Source organism: Streptomyces cellostaticus, assembly GCF_023630175.1.
Lineage (GTDB): Bacteria > Actinomycetota > Actinomycetes > Streptomycetales > Streptomycetaceae > Streptomyces > Streptomyces cellostaticus_A.
This window is the reverse complement of the sequence record NZ_JALLIN010000003.1, coordinates 200,346-216,297: the sequence shown is the minus strand read 5'-3', so window position 1 is coordinate 216,297 and position 15,952 is coordinate 200,346. Positions and strand designations below refer to the sequence as shown.

11 protein-coding genes are annotated in these 15,952 nt (G+C 74.4%); all 11 read right to left on the bottom strand.

Going from position 1 to position 15,952, the window contains the following annotated elements:
* Window positions 1-10 precede the first annotated feature (10 nt).
* Window positions 11-1,042: an isopenicillin N synthase family dioxygenase gene (locus MXD57_RS03315; RefSeq protein WP_250399731.1), complete on the bottom strand. Its 1,032-nt coding sequence runs from the start codon at window positions 1,040-1,042 to the stop codon at window positions 11-13.
* Window positions 1,043-1,575: 533 nt separating this feature from the next.
* Window positions 1,576-2,181, bottom strand: coding sequence for a TetR/AcrR family transcriptional regulator (locus MXD57_RS03310; protein ID WP_250399730.1), 606 nt, complete (start codon window positions 2,179-2,181; stop codon window positions 1,576-1,578).
* Window positions 2,169-2,906 (bottom strand): enoyl-CoA hydratase family protein, encoded by a 738-nt coding sequence (locus tag MXD57_RS03305; RefSeq protein WP_250399729.1) that lies wholly within the window; start codon window positions 2,904-2,906, stop codon window positions 2,169-2,171. The genes MXD57_RS03310 and MXD57_RS03305 overlap by 13 nt, the downstream gene beginning before the upstream one ends.
* Window positions 2,903-4,471, bottom strand: a complete 1,569-nt coding sequence (locus MXD57_RS03300; protein WP_250399728.1) for a 4-coumarate--CoA ligase family protein — start codon at window positions 4,469-4,471, stop codon at window positions 2,903-2,905. Before MXD57_RS03300 ends, MXD57_RS03305 begins: the two co-directional genes overlap by 4 nt.
* 28 nt (window positions 4,472-4,499) lie before the next feature.
* Window positions 4,500-5,660, bottom strand: coding sequence for an acyl-CoA dehydrogenase family protein (locus MXD57_RS03295; protein ID WP_250399727.1), 1,161 nt, complete (start codon window positions 5,658-5,660; stop codon window positions 4,500-4,502).
* Window positions 5,657-7,513: an acetyl/propionyl/methylcrotonyl-CoA carboxylase subunit alpha gene (locus MXD57_RS03290; protein WP_250399726.1), complete on the bottom strand. Its 1,857-nt coding sequence runs from the start codon at window positions 7,511-7,513 to the stop codon at window positions 5,657-5,659. The genes MXD57_RS03295 and MXD57_RS03290 overlap by 4 nt, the downstream gene beginning before the upstream one ends.
* Window positions 7,514-7,518: 5 nt before the next feature.
* A complete protein-coding gene (locus tag MXD57_RS03285) occupies window positions 7,519-9,117 on the bottom strand; it encodes an acyl-CoA carboxylase subunit beta (protein ID WP_250399725.1) in 1,599 nt (532 codons plus the stop codon).
* Window positions 9,114-10,790 carry an acyclic terpene utilization AtuA family protein gene (locus MXD57_RS03280; protein WP_250399724.1) on the bottom strand — a complete coding sequence of 559 codons (1,677 nt, stop codon included), beginning with the start codon at window positions 10,788-10,790 and terminating at the stop codon, window positions 9,114-9,116. Before MXD57_RS03280 ends, MXD57_RS03285 begins: the two co-directional genes overlap by 4 nt.
* Entirely contained in the window at window positions 10,787-11,581 is a 795-nt protein-coding gene (locus MXD57_RS03275) for a TIGR03084 family metal-binding protein (protein WP_250399723.1), read from the bottom strand. Before MXD57_RS03275 ends, MXD57_RS03280 begins: the two co-directional genes overlap by 4 nt.
* A 392-nt stretch (window positions 11,582-11,973) precedes the next feature.
* On the bottom strand, window positions 11,974-12,921 hold the full coding sequence (locus tag MXD57_RS03265) for an EamA family transporter (protein ID WP_250399722.1): 948 nt from the start codon (window positions 12,919-12,921) through the stop codon (window positions 11,974-11,976).
* Between the two features lie 149 nt (window positions 12,922-13,070).
* Window positions 13,071-15,911: an FAD-binding and (Fe-S)-binding domain-containing protein gene (locus MXD57_RS03260; RefSeq protein WP_250399721.1), complete on the bottom strand. Its 2,841-nt coding sequence runs from the start codon at window positions 15,909-15,911 to the stop codon at window positions 13,071-13,073.
* Window positions 15,912-15,952: the final 41 nt, after the last annotated feature.

The following is a 15,952-nucleotide window of genomic DNA, read 5'->3' as shown; positions in this document are numbered from 1 at the left end:
CGCGACGCGGTCACGCCGGGGTCAGCAGGTCCCCGTGGTGCCGCCGGGCCGCCAGCGGGTGGGCCCTGAGCTTGCCCTTGAGTTCGTTGTAGCCGTACTCGGCGTACAGGGGGTTGGCCGGGTCGGTGGTGATGCCGGGGGCCGCGGAGGCGTGCGGGAAGGGCAGCGGCTCGACCCGGGCGTCCAGGCGGGGGTTGTAGAAGAACGGGACGGAGAAGCGTTCCGTCGCTCCGGGCGGGCTGACCACGCGGTGGTTGGTGGCGCGCAGGTAGCCGTCGGTCGCGACTTCGAGGAGTTCGCCCAGGTTGACGACGAAGGCACCCTCGATCGGCGGCACGTCGTGGAAGCGGCCGTCCGCGCGCTCGACCTGGAGGCCGCCGACGGTGTCCTGCAGCAGCAGGGTGAGGAAGCCGTAGTCCTTGTGGGCGCCGACGCCCTGGCCGATGCCGTCGCCGGCGCTGCCGGGGTAGCGGACGAGCTTGAGGTGCGGGTGGGCGTGCTCGCCGAGGAGGGGGTCGTAGAAGTCGGCGGGTGCGCCGACGGCGGCCAGCAGTTCGCGCAGCAGGCGCTGGGCGACGGCGCTCAGCCGGTCGATCCAGGCGAGGGCGGCGGTGCGCAGTTCGGGGAGGGCGGCGGGCCACTGGTTGGGGCCCTGCAGCCACCAGTAGGGCGGTTCGCCGGGACCGGGGACGTGGGCGGGGCGTTCGGCGCCTATGTCGAGCTGGTCGCGCCAGTCGCGGGCACCGGCGGTGCGTTCGTCGCCGGTGCGGGTGTAGCCGCGGAAGTGCGGGGAGCCGGTGTTGTCGAGGGCGAGCCGGTCGGCCTCGGGGAGGTCGAAGAAGGCGCGCATGGTGGTGAGCAGCGCGCCGGTCTCGGCCGGGGTCACGCCGTGTCCGACGAGCTGGAAGAAGCCGACGTCGTGGGCGGCGCCGTGCAGCCGGGCGTGGAGCAGGGCCCGGTCCCGGGGGCCGCGCCGGGCGGCCGAGAGGTCGATGATGGGGAGCTGGGCGTACGACGGGTTCGTCGCGGTGTGCGTCGTCATGGGGTGCGTCCGCTGGGTGTACGGGGCACGGGCGGCCGCCGGGGGTGTGGCGGCCCCAGGGTGCCGGACGAGGAGGAAGCTCGGAGGGGCTGGATCAGGCGGAGAAGCGCCGACAGCCCGTGCTCGTGACGCGCACGTAGTCCACGTGGCGGCGTCGGACGAGCATCGGAAGCATGGGGCAAGGGTACTGCGGCCCGCGGGATGCGCCTGTGGCCCGCGTCACATGACCCGTGGCCTGGCGGACAGGGCCGGCGGCCCGCCGTCGACGGCGCGGCCGGAGGGTTCCCACGCCTCGTCGATCCGGTCCGACGCGTCGGTGCGGACCGACAGCCGCCGGAGGCGGGCGGTGGTGGGGCGGCGGGGGGGTGGCGGGGCCGTTCGGCGTCTCCGCGGCCGCCGGTGAGGGCGGTGCGTCCGGTGTGCACGGCCGTGCCGTCGCACGGCCCGTCGCACGGCTCACCGGTGCGCCCGCACGGTGCCGGTCGGGGCCGGGCGGCTGTCCCGGCACCGTGGCTTCGGCCTCCGACAGCGGGTCAGTCCAGGGCCGTGTCCACGAGTGCCGCCCACTGGGCGACCACGCGCTCGCGGCGGGCGGTGTCGTCGGTGAGGAGGTTGGCGAGGCCGAGGCCGCGGGCCATGTCGAGCAGGCCCTGGACGGTTTCCCGCACCCCGGGACGGGACTCGTCGGCGCCCAGGAGTTCGACGGCGATGCGGTGCGACTCGCGGCCCACCCGGGCCTCCAGTTCGGTCACGCGCGCGTGGAGCTGTTCCTCGTCGCCGGCGGCCACCCACAGGTGCAGCGCGGCACGGAAGAGGGGGCCGGTGTAGAGGCCGACGACGGCGGAGACGACGGCGCGCCGGTCGGCGGGGCCGTCCGGGAAGAGTTCGCGCAGGGCGGTGGAGCGCTGCTCGGCGACGTACTCGACGGCCGCCGTGAACAGGTCCTCGCGGGTGGGGAAGTGGTGCTGGGCGGCGCCCCGGGAGACGCCGGCGCGTTCGGCGACGACGGCGACCGTGGAGCCCGCCCAGCCGTGTTCGGCGAGGCAGGCCACGGCGGCCTCCAGGAGCCGCTGCCGGGTGGCCCGGCTGCGGTCCTGCTTGGGTACGCGGTCGCGTTCCGCCGTACTCACACCACCCATGCCGCATCCCGTCTTTCCAGGAAGGCCGTCATCCCCTCCCGGGCGTCGGGCGAGGAGAACAGCCGGGCCGAGAGCGCGGTCAGGGCGGCCGCGTCCCGGTCGAAGGTCTCCAGAACCCTAGCCGTGAGCAGTCGTTTCGTCTCGGCCAGGGCTCGGGGCGAGGAGCGGCGCAGGCCGTCCAGGACGGGGGTGAGGGCTTCGTCGACGTCGTCGGCGGCCACGGTGAGCAGGCCGAGGCGTACGGCTTCGGCGGGGTCGAAGCGTTCGCCGGTGAGGTAGTGGCGGGCCAGGGCGCGCGGGTCGGCGCGGGGCATCACGGGCAGGGAGATCACCGCCGGGGCGACGCCGATGCGGACCTCGGTGAAGGCGAAGGTGGCGGTGGTGGCGGCGGCGGTGATGTCGCAGGCGGCGAGCAGACCGAGGCCGCCGGCCCGGACGTGCCCGGTGACCCGGGCGACGACGGGTCTGGGCAGCTCCACGATCTGCCGCAGCAGGCCCACCAGGGCGTCGGGGTGCGGCGGGTCGCGCAGATCGGCGCCGGCGCTGAAGGTGGTGCCGGTGTGGGTGAGGACCACGGCGCGTACGTCGGGGTCCTCGGCGCACTCGGCGAGCGCGCCGGAGAGGGCGTCCACCAGGGCGGCGGAGAGCGCGTTGCGGGTGTCGGTGGCGTCGAGGCTGAGGGTTTCGACGGCACGCGCGCGTGTGCGTGAGACGAGGGTGCTCAAGGGTGCTCCCGGAGCTGTCGGCGGAGGATCTTCCCGGAGGCGGCGCGGGGCACGCTGTCGATGAAGGTGACGCGGCGGACGCGCTTGTAGGGCGCGACCCGTTCGGCGACGTGCAGCATGACCTCGTTCTCGCTCAGCTCCGCGGCGGCGGGCTGGCGGACGACGAAGGCCTGCGGGATCTCGTTGCCGTCGTCGTCGCGGGCACCGACGACGGCGGCGTCGGCGATGCCGGGATGGGTGAGCAGCAGGGCCTCCAGTTCGGCCGGGGCCACCTGGAAGCCCTTGTACTTGATGAGTTCCTTCACCCGGTCGACGACGAAGAGCCAGCCGTCGTCGTCGACGTGCCCGACGTCGCCGGTGTGCAGCCAGCCATCGGTGTCGATCATGGCGGCGGTGGCGTCGGGGCGGCCGAGGTAGCCCTTCATCACCTGCGGGCCGCGGATGAGGACCTCGCCGGGCTCGCCGGCGCCGAGGTCCTTGCCGGGGTCGTCGAGGGAGACGATGCGCATCTCGGTGCCGGCGATGAGCCGGCCGACGGTGCCGGCGGGGGCGTGCCGCAGGGCGTCGAGCGGGACGACGTGGGTGCCGGGCGACAGTTCGGTCATGCCGTAGGCCTGGCCGATCGGCGGCAGGCCGAGGCGTTCGGCGCAGGCGGCGGCGAGTCGCGCGTCGAGGGGGGCGGCGGCGCTGATGACGTACCGGAGGGAGGAGAGGTCGTAGCGGGCGACCGCCGGGTGCTTGGCGAGGGCGAGGACGATCGGCGGGGCGACGTACAGGCCGGTGATGCGGTGGGTCTCGATGGCGGCGAGGAAGGTCTCGAGGTCGAAGCGGGGCAGGACGACGACGGTGGCGCCCTTGCGCAGGGGGGCGTTCATCAAAGCGGTGAGGCCGTAGATGTGGAAGAACGGCAGCACGGCGAGGATGCGGTCGCCCGGTCCGGCCGGGACGGGGGCTTCGAGCTGGGCGAGGTTGGTGGCGATCTGCCGGTGGGTGAGCATCACGCCCTTGGGGACGCCGGTGGTGCCGGAGGAGTACGGCAGGGCGGCAACGTCCTCGGCCGGGTCGAAGCCGATCTCCGGTTCGGGAGCGGTGGTGGCGAGCAGGTCGGTGAGCGAGCGGTGCCCGGGCGCGCTGTCGCAGACGAGTATCTCCCGTACGCCGCCCGCGAGTTCGGCGGCGCGGCGGGCGGTCCCCAGCAGTGGGGAGATGGTGATGATCCAGCGGGCGGCGCAGTCGGCGAGCTGTTTGGCGAACTCCTCGGGGGTGGCGAGCGGGTGCACCGTGGTGACGGAGGCGCCCGCTCGCGTGGCCGCGTAGAAGGCGATCGGGAAGGCGACGGTGTTGGGGCTGTGCAGGGCGAGGACGTCGCCCTTGCGGAGGCCGGCCTCGGCGAGGGCTGCGGCGAGCCGCCGGTGGGACCGGTCCACCTGCTCGTACGTGAGGGTGGTGCCGTCCGTGCCGTCGACGAGGGCGGGATGGTCGCCGTAGCCGGCGGCCGGGCCCAGCACGACGTCGTGGATCGGGAGTTCTACGGGCGGGACGTCTGCGTACGCGCTGCGGAACACGGTTCCTCCAAGCGGCCGCCGCTGCGGCCTAGTACGACTTGGGCAGGCCCAGGCTCTGGTGGGAGACGTAGTTGAGAATCATCTCCCGGCTCACCGGTGCGATACGAGACACGCGCGAGGCCGTTATCAGCGAGGCGAGGCCGAACTCGCGTGTGAGGCCGTTGCCGCCGAGGGTGTGCACGGACTGGTCGACGGCCTTCACGCAGGCCTCGGCGGCCGCGTACTTGGCCATGTTGGCGGCCTCGCCCGCGCCGGTGTCGTCGCCGGCGTCGTAGAGGTGGGCCGCCTTCTGCATCATGAGCCGGGCCAGTTCCAGGTCGATGTGCGCCTGGGCGAGGGGGTGGGCGATGGCCTGGTGGGCGCCGATGGGGGCCTTCCAGACGGTGCGCTCGCGGGCGTACTCGACCGCCCTGGCGAGCGCGTACCGGCCCATGCCGATCGCGAACGCGGCCGTCATGATGCGCTCGGGGTTGAGCCCGGCGAAGAGCTGGAGCAGGCCGGCGTCCTCGTCGCCCACGAGCGCGTCGGCGGGCAGCCGTACGTCGTCCAGCACGAGTTCGAACTGCTTCTCCGCGGCGTTGAGTTCCATGTCGATGGGGTGCCGCTGGAAGCCCTCGGCGTCCCTGGGCACGATGAACAGGCAGGGCTTGAGGCGTCCGGTGCGGGCGTCCTCGGTGCGGCCGACGATCAGCACGGCGTCGGCCATGTCGACACCGGAGACGAAGACCTTGCGGCCGGTGAGGAGCCAGTCGGCGCCGTCCTTGCGGGCCGTGGTGGTGATGCGGTGCGAGTTGGAGCCGGCGTCGGGCTCGGTGATGCCGAAGGCCATGAGGCGGGTGCCGTCGGCGAGTCCGGGGAGCCAGGTCCGCTTCTGCTCCTGTGTGCCGAAGCGGGAGATCACCGTGCCGCAGATGGCCGGGGAGACGACGAGCATGAGGAGCGGGGAGCCGGCCGCGCCCAGTTCCTCCAGGACGATGGAGAGTTCGGTGATGCCGCCGCCTCCGCCCCCGTGCTCCTCGGGGAGGTTGACGCCGAGGTAGCCGAGCTTCCCGGCCTCCGACCAGAGTTCGGTGGGGTGGCGGCCCTCGGCGAGGGTCCGGGCGACGTAGTCGCGGCCGTAGCGTTTGCCGAGGGCGGCCACCGCGGCGCGCAGTGCCGTGTGCTCTTCGGACTCGATGAGAGTGCTCATGGTGTCTCCTGGAGTTCGTGTACGACCGCCAGCAGCGTTCCTGGTTCCACCTGCCGGCCCGTGGTGGCGTGCAGGGCGGTGAGCGTGCCCGTGACGGGCGCCGAGATCTGGTGCTGCATCTTCATCGCCTCCAGCCAGATCAGCGGCTGGCCGGCCCGCACCGTCGCGCCCTCGGTCAGCCCGTCGGCGACGCGGACGACCGTGCCGGGCATCGGCGCGAGCAGGGAGCCCGGGGCGATCTGGGCCGCCGGGTCAGGGAAGCGGGGCAGGGCGGTGAGCGCCGTGGAGTTCACGTACACCTGGTCCGTGCCGTACCGCGACACCTCGAACCGGCGCTGGACGCCGTCCACGTCGAGCACGACCAGACGCGCGTCGGCGTGCACCACCCGGACCCCGTCGGCGGTGGGGCCCCGCCGGGTGTGCCGGTAGTGGACCTCGTGCTCCTCGCCGGCCATCCCGTACCGCTTGGCCTGCGGCTGCGAGGACACGTTGCGCCAGCCGCCGAAGCGGGAGCGGCCGTGGGCGTCGGCCAGGGCCGCGGCGAGCGGGGCGTGCGGGTCGGGGGCCGGGGCGGTGAGGGCGGTGAGGTGGCGGTCGTAGAAGCCCGTGTCCATGCGGCCGGCGGTGAACTCGGGGTGGCGCAGGGAGTTCAGCAGCAGGTCCCGGTTGGTGACCGGGCCGTGCAGCGTGGCGCGGTCCAGGGCGCCCGCGAGCCTGCGGATCGCCTCCGCGCGGGTGGGGGCGTGGGCGACGACCTTGGCGAGCATCGGATCGTAGTGGACGCCGATGGTGTCGCCGTCGGTGTAGCCGGTGTCGAGGCGGACCCCGGCGGGTACGGCGAGGCGGTGCAGGGTGCCGGTCTGGGGGGCCCAGTCGCGGGCGGGGTCCTCGGCGTACAGGCGCACCTCGACGGCGTGGCCGCTCGCCGGTGGCGGCTCGCTCGCCAGCGGGCGGCCCTCGGCGACGCGGATCTGCTCCGCGACCAGGTCGACGCCGAACACCGCCTCGGTGACGGGGTGTTCGACCTGGAGGCGGGTGTTCATCTCCAGGAAGTGCGCGCGGCCGTCGGCGACCAGGAACTCCACGGTGCCGGCGCCGACGTAGGACACCGCGCGCGCGGCGCGTACGGCGAGCGTGCGCAGCTCGTCCTGGAGTCCCGCGGTCAGTCCGGGCGCCGGGGCCTCCTCGACCACCTTCTGGTGGCGGCGCTGGAGGGAGCAGTCGCGGGTGCCCAGCGTCCACACCGTGCCGTGGGTGTCGGCGAGGATCTGCACCTCGACGTGGCGGCCCCGTTCGAGGTAGGGCTCGGCGAAGACCTCGCCGTCGCCGAAGGCGCTCGCGGCCTCGGCGCGGGCGCCCTCCAGGGCGGCCGGCAGGTCCTCCAGGCGGCGCACGATCCGCATCCCGCGCCCGCCGCCGCCCGCGGCGGCCTTCACCAGCACCGGCAGGTCCGCCGCGGTGACCTCGCCGAGGGGTGCGATGCCCATCAGCTCCTTGGCGCGTGTCTTGGACGCCATCGCCTCGATCGCCTCAGCGGGCGGGCCGATCCAGACGAGTCCGGCGTCGAGGACGGCCCTGGCGAACGCGGGGTTCTCGGAGAGGAAGCCGTAGCCGGGGTGGACGGCGTCGGCTCCGGCCGCCAGGGCGGCCTTGACGATCAGGTCGCCGCGCAGATAGGTCTCGGCGGGCGTCGCGCCCGGCAGCCGTACGGCGGTGTCGGCCACGCGCGCGTGCAGCGCGTTCTCGTCCGCGTCGGAGTGCACCGCGACCGTGCGGATGCCCAGTTCGGCACAGGTGCGGAAGATCCGGCAGGCGATCTCGCCGCGGTTGGCGACCAGCAGGGTCGAAATCATGAGCCTCACATCCGGAAGACGCCGAAGCCGCCGCGCGCGCCTTCGAACGGGGCGGTGTGGATGGCGGACAGGCACAGGCCGAGAACGGTGCGGGTGTCGCGCGGGTCGATGACGCCGTCGTCGTAGAGCCGCCCGGAGAGGAACATCGGCAGCGACTCGGACTCGATCTGCTGCTCCACCATGGCGCGCAGGGCGGCGTCCGCGTCGTCGTCGTACGGCCGGCCCTTCGCCGCCGCCGACTGCCGGGCGACGATAGAGAGCACGCCCGCGAGCTGCTGGGGACCCATCACGGCCGACTTGGCGCTGGGCCAGGCGAACAGGAAGCGGGGGTCGTAGGCGCGGCCGCACATGCCGTAGTGCCCGGCGCCGTACGACGCGCCCATGAGGACGGACAGATGGGGCACGCGGCTGTTGCTGACCGCGTTGATCATCATGGCGCCGTGCTTGATGATGCCGCCCTGCTCGTACTCCCTGCCGACCATGTAGCCGGTGGTGTTGTGCAGGAAGAGCAGCGGGATGTCGCGCTGGTTGGCGAGCTGGATGAACTGGGCGGCCTTCTGCGACTCCGCGCTGAACAGCACGCCCTGGGCGTTGGCCAGGATGCCGACCGGGTAGCCGTGCAGCGCGGCCCAGCCGGTCGTCAGGCTCGTCCCGTACAGCGGCTTGAACTCGTCGAAGTCGGAGCCGTCGACGAGCCGGGCGATGACCTCGCGGGGGTCGAAGGGGATCTTCAGGTCCCCGGGAACGATGCCGAGGAGTTCCTCGTCGTCGTACGCGGGCGGTTGTGCGCGGGGAGGGTCCGGGTGGGCCTTGCGGTGGTTGAGGCGGGCGACGACCCGGCGGGCCTGCCGGAGCGCGTCCCGCTCGTCGACGGCGAAGTGGTCGGCGAGGCCCGACACGCGCGCGTGCATCTCGGCGCCGCCGAGGGACTCGTCGTCGCTCTCCTCGCCGGTAGCCATCTTCACCAGCGGGGGACCGCCGAGGAACACCTTGGCACGTTCCTTGACCATGATCACGTGGTCGGACATCCCGGGGACGTAGGCGCCGCCGGCGGTGGAGTTGCCGAAGACGACGGCGACGGTCGGGATGCCGGCCGCCGAGAGCCTGGTGAGATCGCGGAAGACGGCGCCCCCGGGGATGAAGATCTCCTTCTGGGACGGCAGGTCGGCTCCGCCGGACTCCACCAGGCTGACGCAGGGCAGCCGGTTGGCCAGCGCGATGTCGTTGGCGCGCAGCGCCTTCCTCAGACTCCAGGGATTGCTGGCGCCGCCGCGCACGGTCGGGTCGTTGGCGGTGATCACGCACTCCACGCCCTCGACGACGCCGATGCCGGTGACCAGCGAGGCACCCACCGCGTAGTCGCTGCCCCAGGCGGCGAGCGGGGACAGTTCGAGGAACGGGGTGTCCGGGTCGAGGAGCAGCTCGATGCGCTCGCGGGCGAGCAGTTTGCCGCGCTCGCGGTGCCGCTCGACGTATTTCGCTCCGCCGCCCGCGAGCGCCTTGGCGTGCTCGGTCTCCAGGTCGGCGAGTCTGGCGAGCATGGCCTCGCGGTTGGCGAGGTAGTCGGGGCCGCCGGTGTCGAGGGCGGAGGGCAGGACGGTCACAGCAGGGCCTCCGGGATGTCCAGGTGGCGGGAGCGCAGCCATTCGCCGAGGGCCTTGGCCTGCGGGTCGAAGCGGGCCTGCGCGGCGACACCGGCGCCGAGGATGCCGGTCACGACGAAGTTGAGGGCTCGCAGGTTGGGCAGCACGTGGCGGGTGACGGGCAGCGTCCGGCTCTCGGGGATCAGTTCCCGGAACCGGTCGGCGGTCAGCTCGTGGGCGAGCCACCGCCAGGCCTCGTCCGACCGCGCCCACACGCCCACGTTGGCGTTTCCGCCCTTGTCGCCGCTGCGGGCTCCGGCCACCAGGCCGAGGGGCGCCCGGCGGACCGGCCCGGACGGCGGGGGTTCGGGCAGCGGCGGCTCCGGTACGGGGTGCAGCGCGGCCGTGTCCGCGGCCGGTGCCACTGGTACACGGCTGCCGTCGTGGAGGACGGCCACATGGTCGACGGCGCCATGGGGCACGTACACGTCCTCGAAGACACCGTAGGGTGCGCCCTTCCCCGGTGGGGCGAGCACATGGAATCCGGGGTAGCTGGCCAGTGCCAGCTCCACGGCGGCCCCGCTCAGCGCCCGTCCCACGAGCCGCTGGTCCGGGTCACGGACGACCAGGCGCAGCAGGGCGCTCGCGGTCTCCTCGGTGTCGGCGTCGGCTCGGTCGGTGCGCACGAGGTCCCAGCGGATCTCCTGGGGCGGCGACGAGGCGAGCGCGGCCTCGAGCTGCTCGCGCACGAGGGCGGCCTTGGCCTCGATGTCGAGGCCGGTGAGGACGAAGACGACCTCGTTGCGGAAGCCGCCGAGCCGGTTGAGCCCGACCTTGAGCGTCGGCGGCGGAGCCTCCCCGCGCACCCCCTCGATCCGCACCCGGTCCGGCCCGTCCTGGCTCAGCCGTACGGTGTCCAGCCGGGCGGTGACGTCCGGCCCGGCGTACCGGCCGCCGGCCGTCTCGTAGAGCAGTTGGGCGGTGACCGTGCCGACGTCGACGAGACCGCCGGTGCCGGGGTGCTTGCCGATGACGCTGGTGCCGTCGGCGTGGATCTCGGCCAGCGGGAAGCCGGGACGGCGCACGTCCCCCTGCCCGAAGAACGCGTAGTTGCCGCCGGTGGCCTGGGTCCCGCACTCCAGGACATGACCGGCGACGACGGCGCCGGCGAGCCGGTCGTACTCCCCCGGCTGCCAGCCGAAGTGGGCGGCGGCGGGTCCGGTGACCAGCGCCGCATCCGTCACCCGTCCGGTCACCACGACGTCCGCGCCCGCCCGCAGGCACTCGGCGATCCCGAAACCGCCCAGGTAGGCGTGGGCGGCCAGGGTGCCGGGGTGGGCGGCGCCGAGGTCGTCGCCCGCCACCTGGGCGACCCGCACCGGTGTGCCGAGCCGTTCGCCCAACTCCCGTATCCGCTCGGCGAGTCCGGCCGGGTTCAGGCCGCCGGCGTTGGTGACGATCCGCACCCCGCGCTCCCGGGCGAGGCCGAGGCACTCCTCCAACTGGCGCAGGAAGGTGCGGGCGTACCCGGCGGAGGGGTCCTTCAGGCGGTCGCGGCCGAGGATGAGCATGGTGAGTTCGGCGAGGTAGTCACCGGTGAGGACGTCGACCTCGCCGCCGGTGAGCATCTCGCGCAGCGCGTCGAAGCGGTCGCCGTAGAAGCCGGAGAAGTTGCCGATGCGCAACGGGTTCACCGGGTGTCCTCCCGCGGCGGGCGGCCGGTGCCGGGCGGGCCCGCGAAGGCCTGGGCGATGCCGAGCCAGCGGTCGGCGTCCGGTCCTTCGGCGCGCAGCGCGAGATCGGCGCGGTGGGCGCGCTGGGTGACGAGCAGGCAGAAGTCCAGTGCGGGCCCGGTGACGCGCTGGGAGGCGTCCTCCGGCCCGTACACCCACAGGTCACCGGAGGGCGCCCGCAGCTCGACCCGGAACTCCTCGGCGGGCGGGGTGAGTCCGTGGGCCAGGTGGGCGAAGTCGCGGGTGCGCACGCCGAGTCGTGCCACATGCCTGAGCCGGTCGGTGGGCGGGCGGTCCACTCCGAGGGCGTCGGCGATGTCCAGCCCGTGCGCCCAGCTCTCCATGAGGCGGGCGGTGGCCATGGAGGCGGCCGACATGGGCGGCCCGTACCAGGGGAACCGGCTGCCGGCCGGTGCGGCGCGCAGGGCCCGCCGCAGGGCGTCCCGTCCGGCGCGCCAGCCGGCCAGCAGTTCGGCGGGCGGCAGGCGCGCGCCTTCCTCCGCGCCCTCGTCCACGAACGAGCCGGGGGCGGCCAGCGCCTTCTCGACCAGCGCCTGGAAGGCCCCGGTGTCGGTGACGGACAGCAGGGCCGAGCGGTCGGTCCAGGCGAGGTGGGCGATCTGGTGGGCGACGGTCCAGCCGGGCGCGGGAGTGGGCCGGGCCCACTGCTCGGGTCTCAAGTCCGCGACCAACAGGTCGAGTTCGTCGCTTTCGGCACGCAGGTCGTCGATGACGGGCGTCGGGTCGGCCATGAGGGGGAGCATGGCAGCGGGCCCAGAAACAATCAAGCATGCTTGCATGAATTTCTGCGGGACATGGCCGCGAAGGGGCCGCGCGGCGCCCGGCGGCCCGCCCCCACCGTCGGGGAGGAAGGGGGGCTGGACTCCGCCAGGTACGACGGGGCGACGCGGTCGCCCGGCGCGCGCCGGGCGCGGGTGGGAGGGGCGGCCGGGCGACGTGCCGCTCGATCCAGCTCCGTCACTCGCGGCCCGCGGAGCCGGACCCGATGGCCCGCCTCGCGGGGCCGCGGTCGCGCTCGCGGTGGGACGGCTGGACGCGGGAGCCCTTCACGAGCGGCAGCCGGCGGCACGTGACGGTGCGGGAGAGGCCGGCCGGACTCCGGGCCGCGGCGGGCGCGCGACGGTCAGGCCTCGGGGGCCGGGGCCGGTACCTTGCCGCGCCCGGACTGGGACCGCACCGCGCCGATGGTCGCCGCGATCACCAGGGCGATGGCGGCGGCCTCCGTCACGGACAGAGCCTGGCCGAGCACCAGGAAGCCCGCGGTGGCCGCGATGGCCGGCTCCAGACTCATGAGGATGGCGAAGGTGTGCGCGGGCAGGCGGCGCAGCGCCAGGAGTTCGAGGGTGTAGGGCAGCACCGAGGAGAGCACCGCCACCGCCGAGCCGAGGGCGACGGTGGTCGGGTTCAGCAGACGGCTGCCGGCCTCCGCGAGGCCGAGCGGGAGGAAGAGCAGGGCGGCCACCGCCATCGCCAGCGCCAGACCGTCCGCCTGCGGGAAGCGGCGGCCCGTGCGGGCACTGAAGACTATGTAGGTCGCCCACATGGCTCCGGCACCGAGGGCGAAGGCGACACCTGCGGGGTCCAGGCCGCTGAAGCCTCCGCCGCCCAGGAGGAAGACCCCCGCCAGGGCGAGCGCCGCCCACAGCGCGTTGATCGCCCGGCGGGACGCCAGCACGGACAGCGCCAGCGGGCCGAGCACCTCCAGGGTGACCGCGGGACCCAGCGGGATACGGGCCACGGCCTGGTAGAACAGGCCGTTCATCCCGCCCATGGCGACACCGAAGACGATCACGGTGCCCCAGTCGGTCCTCGAGTGGCCGCGCAGCCGGGGCCGGCAGAGCGCCAGCAGGACCACGGCCGCCGCGAGGAGCCGCAGGGTGACGACGCCCAGCGCGCCGGTCCGCGGCATCAGGGTCACCGCGAGCGCCGCGCCGAACTGCACCGAGATCCCGCCGGCCAGCACCAGACCGACCGGCCCGAGCGAGCCGAGCGGACCGGACCGGCGGGGCGCGCCCTTCGGGAGGACCGGCGTGTGCCGCGTCGCGGGGGCGGTGTGGCTGGAGGTGCTCACGGGCGGTCCTGGGGCTGGCTGGGAACAGGGGGTCGGAGTCGAGGATCAGATCATGTTCATCTCGATGTACTTCCAAGTCCAGGGTAATGGACTCCGTCAGGAGTGTGAACTCGATATGCAACTGTTCCGCATGCTGGGACGCCCGAGGTTCAGATACCGGAGTTCCGCCCGTCCACCGCCCCGGAGTCCAGCCCGTCCAGCGCGTCCGCCAGCACCTCCGCCAGATGCCGCCCGCGCACCCCGGCCAACTGCTCGAGCTGGGTGCGGCAGGAGAAGCCGTCCGCCAGGATCACCGCCTCCTCGGCCGCCGCCCGCACCGAGGGCAGCAGTTGTTCCTCCGCGCAGGCCCGGGAGATCTCGAAGTGCCCCTTCGTGAAGCCGAAGTCGCCCGCGAGGCCGCAGCAGCCGCCGCTCAGCTCGCCGGTCAGGCCCGCGGACTCGCGCAGCGCGCGGTCGGCGGCGTCACCGAGGACCGCGTGCTGATGGCAGTGGGTCTGACCGGCGACCGGGCGGCCGACGTCGGGCGGGGTCCAGCCGGGGGCGTGCCGCCGCAGCGCCTCGGCGAAGGTGAGGACCGCCGCCGACAGCCGGGCCGCGCGCGGGTCGTCCGGCAGGAGTTCCGGGAGGTCGGTGCGCAGGGCCGCGGCGCAGCTCGGTTCCAGGACGACGACGGGGGTGCCCCTGCGCAGCACCGGTTCCATCAGGTCCAGGGTGCGGCGCAGCACCGTGCGCGCCTGGTCGAGCCGGCCGGTGGAGACGTAGGTCAGGCCGCAGCAGACCCCGCCGCCGGCCGGCCGGGACGGCGGCAGCACCGCTCTGAGGCCGGCGGCCTCCAGCACCCGCACGGCCGCCTGTCCGACCGAGGGCGAGAGGTGCTCGGTGAAGGTGTCGGGCCACAGCACGACCAGGTCCCCCGTGCCGCGCCGCTCGCGCCGCCGCCACCAGCGGCTGAACGTCAGCGGCGCCAGCCGGGGCAGGTCGCGCTCCGGGGCGATCCCCGCCAGCCGCTTGCCGATCCGGGCCGGCAGCCGCAGCGAGGCGAGGCGGTTCAGCAGCCGCGCCGTGCCGGTCCGGGCCGCCCAGCGCAGCCACACCGGCAGCAGGCCCATGCTGTAGTGGGCGGCCGGTCGGCGCCGGCCCCGGTAGTGGTGGTGCAGGAACTCCGCCTTGTAGGTGGCCATGTCGACGCCGACCGGGCAGTCCGAGCGGCAGCCCTTGCAGGACAGGCACAGGTCCAGCGCGTCCCGGACCTCGGTGGAGCGCCAGCCGTCCGTGACCAGTTCGCCCGCGAGCATCTCGTGCAGCAGGCGGGCCCGCCCCCGGGTGGAGTGCTGCTCCTCGCCCGTCGCCCGGAACGAGGGACACATCACGGCGGGCCCGGACGCCGCGGTCGTACGGCACTTGGCGACGCCGACGCAGCGGCGGACGGCGGCCCGGAAGTCCCCGCCGTCGGCCGGGTAGCCGAAGGCGACGTCCACCGGGCGGCGGGGCAGCACGGAGAAGCGGAGGTTGGCGTCCAGCGGCGCCGGGCGGACCAGCATCCCGGGGTTGAGCAGGTCGTCGGGGTCCCAGACCCCCTTGGCCCGCTCGAAGAGCCGCACCGTCTCCGCGCCGTACATCCGCGGCAGCAGCTCCGCGCGTGCCTGACCGTCCCCGTGCTCCCCGGACAGGGAGCCGCCGTGGGCCACCACCAGGTCGGCGAGGTCGCCGGAGAAGCGCCGGAACCGCCCCACGCCGGCCTCGGTGAGCAGGTCGAAGTCGATGCGGACGTGGATGCAGCCGTCACCGAAGTGGCCGTAGGGAGTGCCGCGCAGGCCGTGCGAGGACAGCAGGGCGCGGAAGTCCCGGAGATAGGCGCCGAGCCGGTCCGGTGGCACCGCGCAGTCCTCCCAGCCGGGCCAGGCCTCCGTGCCGTCGGGCATCCGGGTCGCCGTGCCGCTCGCGTCCTCGCGGACGCGCCACAGGGCCCGCTGCGCCGCGGGGTCGGTGACCACGAGGGAGTCGACGACGTCGGCCGCGCGGACGATCGCCTCCGCACGCGCGCGTGCCTCGGCCGCGGTCCCACCGCCGGTCTCCACGAACAGCCAGGCGTCCCCCCTGGGCAGCACGGCCGGTGAGGGCACCAGGTCGGCCGCCATGCCCTCCACCGTGAGCGGCCCGAACGGGAGCAGCCCCGCGGCGGCCTCGGCGGCCGCGCTCTCGTCGCCGTACCCGAGCACCGCGAGCGCACGCGCGCGCGGGTCCTCCACCAGCCCCAGGACCGCCTCGGTGAGGATGCCGAGGGTGCCCTCGGAACCGCAGAAGGAGCGGGCGACATCGGCGCCCCGCTCGGGCAGCAGGGCGTCGAGCGCGTATCCGGAGATGCGGCGGGGCAGTTCGGGGAAGCCGGTGCGCAGCCGGGCGAGCTCGCCCGACACCAGCTCGCGCAGTCCCTCGGGCGCCCCGGACCAGTCCCGCCCGAGCCGCAGCCGCTGCCCGCGCCCGGTGACGACGGAGAGCCGGCGCACGCTGTCCGCGGTGGTGCCCCAGGCGACCGAGTGGGAGCCGCACGAGTTGTTCCCGATCATCCCACCGAGCGTGCACCGGCTGTGCGTGGAGGGATCGGGGCCGAACCGCAGGCCGTGCGGGGCGGCGGCCTGCTGGAGGCGGTCCAGGACGAGCCCGGGCTGGACCACGGCGGTCCGCGTGCCCGGGTCCAGCTCCAGCAGGGCGTTCATGTGCCGGGTGAAGTCCAGCACCACGCCCGTCCCCGTCGCCTGCCCCGCGATCGACGTGCCCCCGCCGCGCGCCACCACCGGCACCCCGCGCGCCCGGCACACCTCCAGCGCGGCCGCGACGTCGTCGGCGTCCCGGGGGGCGACCACCCCCGCCGGCACCCGCCGGTAGTTGGACGCGTCCATCGTCACCAGCGCCCGGGAGGTGGTGTCGAAGCCGACCTCGCCCCGGACGGCGCCGCGCAGTTCCGCCGCGAGACCCGTTAGATCCGTCATGCGTCCAGGATGCATCCGCTCACGCACAGTCACCGAAGGTT